Source organism: Rhizobium sp. GCM10022189 (assembly GCF_042656325.1).
In the GTDB taxonomy this organism is placed as follows: Bacteria; Pseudomonadota; Alphaproteobacteria; order Rhizobiales; family Rhizobiaceae; genus Rhizobium.
Genome location: NZ_JBHSOR010000007.1, coordinates 45,549 through 51,548 on the forward strand (window position 1 = coordinate 45,549; position 6,000 = coordinate 51,548).

General features: G+C 58.0%; 3 protein-coding genes. All 3 read left to right on the forward strand.

Annotated features, from left to right (window positions below; genetic code table 11):
* Positions 1–298 precede the first annotated feature (298 nt).
* The gene (locus ACFPWW_RS07675) at positions 299–2,446 is read left to right on the forward strand and encodes a type I secretion system permease/ATPase (protein WP_113498390.1); all 2,148 of its coding nucleotides are present in this window, start codon (positions 299–301) and stop codon (positions 2,444–2,446) included.
* Positions 2,443–3,897, forward strand: a complete 1,455-nt coding sequence (locus ACFPWW_RS07680; protein ID WP_112705775.1) for an HlyD family type I secretion periplasmic adaptor subunit — start codon at positions 2,443–2,445, stop codon at positions 3,895–3,897. The genes ACFPWW_RS07675 and ACFPWW_RS07680 overlap by 4 nt, the downstream gene beginning before the upstream one ends.
* Before the next feature lie 288 nt (positions 3,898–4,185).
* Positions 4,186–6,000 (forward strand): M10 family metallopeptidase (locus ACFPWW_RS07685; protein ID WP_377311284.1); only part of this gene is annotated, 1,815 nt, incomplete at its 3' end.

Genomic DNA, 6,000 nt, shown 5'->3' on the forward strand with positions numbered 1-6,000 from the left:
GAAAGAACAGTTTATGGAACTTCGGGTCTGACGCCGACGCCGACGGCGTGTGTGCGGATTTTACAAAGTCCTGGGCAAGGATTTGAGTAAGTCCGGATGCACAAGACGGAAGCAAGTCAAGCTTCTGTTAGTCGTCTTTCGTGATTTCTCAGCCACAACCATCCCGAAAACTTGTGCGCCCCAATATCCCCATAGCGTTGTAGCTCCGACTAAGCTACATCCTGTGTAAAGGCTCAAGGTGAACGGTTCGCCGCCACAGCTGCGCCTGTCCGCAACTTAAGGGAAAATGACTTCGCTTATGGATGGCATCGGTCCGCAGCATCACGACTCCGGTCTTCGTGCGCTTTGCGGTATCGCTGCATTCTATCGGATCGCTGCTGACCCGATCCGGCTTCAGCACGATCTGGCGCTGAAGGGGCGTGCATCCGAAGCCATCGACATCCAGCGAGCAGCCGGGATCATCGGCCTCAAGGCGCGTGTGGTAGAGAAGGTCACGGAGCACCGCCTTCGATCAATGCCGGTACCGGCAATCGTGAAAGTGCGCGGTGGCTCCTTTCAAGTGCTCGGCGGCTTGAATCCGTCCGGAAAGTACAGGCTCGTCGATCCGATAACGCGTGTTGATCGCGAAATTGCCCCCTCGGACATATTGGCGGAAATCGGTTCGCGCGTGATCCTTGTCGGCCGGCGGATCGGCGGAGACGGATCCGATCCCAGGGAGTTCGGCTTCAAGTGGTTCCTGCCGTCCATCTGGCGGTATCGCAAGCCACTCGCCCATGTTCTGCTTGCCTCGCTGTTTGTGCAGATATTTGCGCTCGTGACACCCCTGTTCTTTCAGGTCGTGGTCGACAAGGTTCTGACACACAAAGGCTATTCGACGCTTTTTGTGCTGGTCGCAGGCATTGCGATCATCGGTCTCTTCGATGTCGTACTTCAATATCTGAGAACCTACGCGCTGGCGCACACGACGAACCGGATCGATGTCGAACTTGGGCAACGGTTGTTTCATCACCTCTTGCGGCTTCCACTCGGCTATTTCGAAACCCGCTCGGCAGGCCAGACCGTTGCAAGGGTACGCGAGCTCGAAACGATCCGTGCATTTCTGACCGGCCAGGGGCTTTTCTCTGCGCTTGATGTCATTTTTACTTTTGTCTTCATCGCGGTTCTCTTTGCTTATTCGTGGAGCCTGACGCTGATCGTCATTGCCGCGATCCCGATCTACATCCTGATCGGTATGATCGTCAGGCCGCCGCTTCGCGAATTCGTCAAGGAGAAATTCAACCGTGGTGCTGCGAGCCAGCAGTTCCTCGTCGAAGCGATCGTCGGTATCCACACGGTCAAATCCGCTGCGGTGGAACCGGTGATGCAGGCACAATGGGAGGAGAAGCTTGCAGCCTATGTGCGGACAGCTTTCGACACGACGCTGCTTGGCGCTGGCGGACAAAACGCCATCCAATATGTCAGCAAGCTTTCGACGGCAGCTCTTCTTCTCTTCGGCGCCAAGGCCGTTATCGATGGCGAGCTGTCGGTTGGCTCGCTCGTCGCTTTCAACATGATTGCCGGCCAGGTCACCCAGCCGGTCTTGAGGCTTTCCCAGCTCTGGCAGGATTTCCAGCAGGTGCAAATCTCCGTTGATCGGCTTGGCGACATTCTCAACACGCCGACGGAGCGTCAGCCCGCCGTTCGTTTGTCGCTGCCGGCTCCGAGGGGGCATATCGAATTTCGAAATGTCACCTTCCGCTATCGGCCCGGCTCCCCGGACGTTCTGAAGAACGTATCGCTCGAGGTTCGGCCCGGAGAGGTGATCGGCATCGTCGGTGCTTCCGGTTCTGGAAAATCGACGCTGACCAAGCTCGTGCAACGCCTGTATCTCCCCGAAGAGGGGCAGGTTCTTCTCGACGGGGCGGATCTTTCGCAACTCGATCCGGCCTGGCTTCGAAGCCATATAGGCGTGGTTCTCCAGGAGAACCTTCTGTTCAACCGCACGATTCATGACAACATCGCTTTTTCAAACCCGGCGATGCAACGGGCTCAAGTCATTGCTGTTGCCAGGCTCGCCGGCGCCGATGATTTCATCACAAGGCTGCCGCAGGGCTATGACACGATGATTGAAGAGCGCGGGGCAAACCTCTCCGGCGGCCAGCGCCAGAGGATCGCTATCGCCCGGGCTCTTGCGACCAATCCGCGGATCTTGATTTTTGATGAGGCAACCAGTGCGCTCGACTACGAAAGCGAGAGGGTCATTCAGGCGAACATGGGGCAGATTGCCAGCGGCCGAACGGTGATCATCATCGCCCACCGGCTTGCCGCGATCCGGCCATGCAACAGGATCGTCGGTATGAAAGACGGCCGGATCGTCGAGGTCGGCAGCCATGACGAATTGCTGGGGCGGCCAGATGGCCTCTATTCGCGTCTTTGGGCCTTGCAGAACGACAGGGGAGCGGCATGAGCGCAACCGCGAACGCCTCTCGCTATTTGGGTCTTCCGCGGCGGCCGGCAAAGCGTGCCGATCACGAATTTCTGGCGCCGGCCCTGGAGGTTCTGGAGACGCCGCCATCGCCCATACGCATGGCGCTGATCCTGATCATCTGTCTGTTCACCACGGTTGCGCTGGTCTGGTCCTATTTCGGCCGCATCGACATTATCGCTGCGGCGCAAGGCAAGATCCAGCCGACCGGCCGCGTCAAGGTCGTCCAGCCGTTGCTGACAGGCAAGGTGAAGACGCTGCCGCCACAAAACGGCGACCATGTGCGCCGGGCCGACATTCTGCTCGAACTTGATCCGGCGGATGCTCTCGCAGACGAAAGGGACGCCGCAAAGAGCCTTGCCTCAGTCAAGGCGGAGGTTGAGCGCCGCAGGGCCGCCATCCAGTTCGTGCGTTCGCAACCGGCGGCGGGATCCGTTCCGGAAGTCAGCTGGGACCACGATACCGGCCTCGAGCTGCAGCAGCGTGAGAACGGCATTCTTCGCGGCGATATCGAGAAATATCACGCAATCATCGCCTCGCTCGACGCGCAGCAGCATCAGAAGGAAGTGGAAAGCGAACGGCTCAAGGCAACAGTGGCCGCGCAGGAATCCCTCGTTGAAACGCTCAAGGAGCGTGTGGCGATGCGCAGCATGCTTGCCTTGAAAGATGCCGGCACCATGGCAAGCGTCATCGATGCAACAGAGACAATGAAGGAACAGGTGACGCAGCTGGCGATACAGCAGGCGCAACTTGCTGACGCCGAGGCTGCAATCGATGTCTTCGCCAAGGAGAAACGGAAAGCAGAAGGCGCCTTTCTGAGCGATCAGCTTGACCGGCTTGGCGATGCCGAGCGGCGCGCGGACGAATTGGAGCAGCGTCTGGCGAAAGCAAAGAATTCTCTCGAGCAGATGACGTTGCGCAGTCCGATTGACGGAACGGTGCAATCCTCATCTGTCACCGGTATCGGGCAGGTGGTCACCGTTGGCCAGGACCTGATGCGGATCGTACCGGAAGACAGTTCGCTTGAGCTTGAAGTCTATATGCCGAACAAGGACATTGGCTTCATCAGAGTGGGCCAGGAAGCCGTCGTAAAGCTTGAGGCCTTTCCCTTCACCCGCTACGGGACGGTTTCAGCCGTCGTCGTGAAGGTCGCCGCGGATGCCATTCCCGAGCCAGACGCGACCCGTCGTGAAGGAGACCCTATCGCGAGGCAGTCAGGCGCAACCTTTGGCGGTGCCGAGCGAATGCAGAATTTGGTCTTTCCCGTTACGCTGCGCCTTGCGAGCGATCACATTCAAGCTGACGGCGCGGATGTCAAATTGTCGCCGGGCATGGCGGCTGTCGCGGAGGTGCGCACCGGCCAGCGCAGAATATTAGAGTATGTGTTTTCTCCGTTGGTTGAGGTGGCTGACGAGGCGCTTCATGAGCGATGAGGACCGGCACGATTTATGGGCTGCGTACGTCTTGCGACTGCGGTACGTTCGCCCGTTTTGTAAGTAAATAACAAGGCTTATCTTGGGTTTTAGGGATGAAAGGCGTGTTTACTGTAAACTATGTTCTGAAGTGCTTTACCCATCAGCACAACTCAAAGAGCCAATTGTCAGGGTTGTCGGCATCGCTGTGCCGACGGGCTTAACTTCAATTTTCAGCCGAGCGTCGTGCCTGCGGGGAGGTGAACCGATCCGGGGCATGGCAGGGTGGTATAAACAAGCGGTGATTTCATGACGGGCATTGTTACTCCCACGAAGAACGTCAGCTTGACGGGAGATCAGAAAATCGACGGGCTTCTCAGCGGCTACGCCTGGGACAGCACGATAACCTACGCGTTTCCCACCAGCTCGATTTCGTATTCCTATGACGGCGAGAAGGACTACGGCTTCTCCGCGATCTCTTCGCAACAGCGCTCTTTTGCCCTGTTCTTTATGGAGCAATCCTACGGAAACACGGCAAATGACGGCTTCTCCGTTGAGGGGTTTACCAATGCCGATTTCGTCGCCGGGAACGCGGACACTGCGTCGGTGCGCTTTGCACAATCCTGGTATCCCCCGACTGCGTGGGCGTATACTCCAAGTGCGGACAGTGCGGCCGGCGATGTCTGGTTCGGGACGGCATATGCCGGCACGGTGGTTGATTATCGCTACCCGGAGTTCGGCAACTATGCCGGCCATACGCTGGCACATGAACTGGGTCACGCTCTCGGTCTGAAACACGGTCATGAGCCGGACATAGACAATCCGCTGGTCGTGCCCGGTGCCTACGATTCCCTCGAATATACGATTATGACCTACCGTACATATGTCGGAGACAGTCCGACCGGTTACAAATACGAGCAGAACGGTGCGCCTCAGACCTTCATGATGCTCGATATCGCCGCTCTACAGGAAATGTACGGTGCGGATTACACGACCAACAGTGGCAATACGGTTTACAAGTGGAAGCCGAACGAAGGCGTCACCTATGTGGACGGGGTCGCGGCCATCACGCCGGACGCGAACAGGATCTTCGCGACAATCTGGGATGGCGGCGGTATCGACACCTATGATCTCAGCGCCTACACGACCAGCCTTCAAATCGACCTGCGACCAGGGGGGTACTCGGTCTTTTCTCAAGTCCAGTTGGCTTACTTGGGCGGTGGCTCGAATGGTGGCGATGCTCGCGGCAACATCTTCAATGCGCTTCTCTATCACGACAACCTGGCATCGCTGATCGAGAATGTTCAGGCAGGCTCCGGTAGCGATACGATTGTTGGCAACGAGGTCGACAACGCCCTATGGGGCAATGCCGGAAATGATACGCTGACTGGCGATGCCGGCGACGATACGTTAAACGGCGGTACCGGATCGGACCGGATGTCGGGTGGGGTGGGTGACGACACCTATATTGTCGATGTTGCGAACGATGTCGTGACCGAGAACGCAGGCGAGGGAACGGACACGGTCAGGACGACGCTTTCGAGTTACACGCTCAGCGTCAACGTCGAGAACCTGACTTACACGGGCACGACGTCGTTCACGGGTACGGGCAACGCTGCGGTCAATATCATTACTGGCGGAACTTGGTCCGATTGGCTGGATGGCAAGGCGGGAGCCGACATCCTGATTGGTGGGGCGGGCAACGACACTTATTTTGTCGATAATCTGGCCGACGTTGTGACCGAGGCTGCCAATGAAGGCACGGATCTGATCAAGACGACGCTTTCTGCCTACACGCTGACCAATATTGCCAATGTCGAGGACCTGACCTACATCGGCACCGGCGATTTTGCCGGGACGGGCGATGCCCTTGCCAACACCATTACCGGTGGTGCCGGCAACGATATACTGGTCGGCGGTGCGGGTAACGACAGGCTGATCGGCGGCGCCGGCAATGACGTGCTATCGGGTGAGGCTGGCGACGATTGGCTGGATGGTGGCATGGGTGCCGACACGCTTTCCGGCGGTATCGGCAATGACACCTATTGGGTTGACAATGGCGGGGATACGGTCGTCGAGGCTGCCGACGAAGGCAGCGATACGGTGTACGTGCAGTCGGTCTAT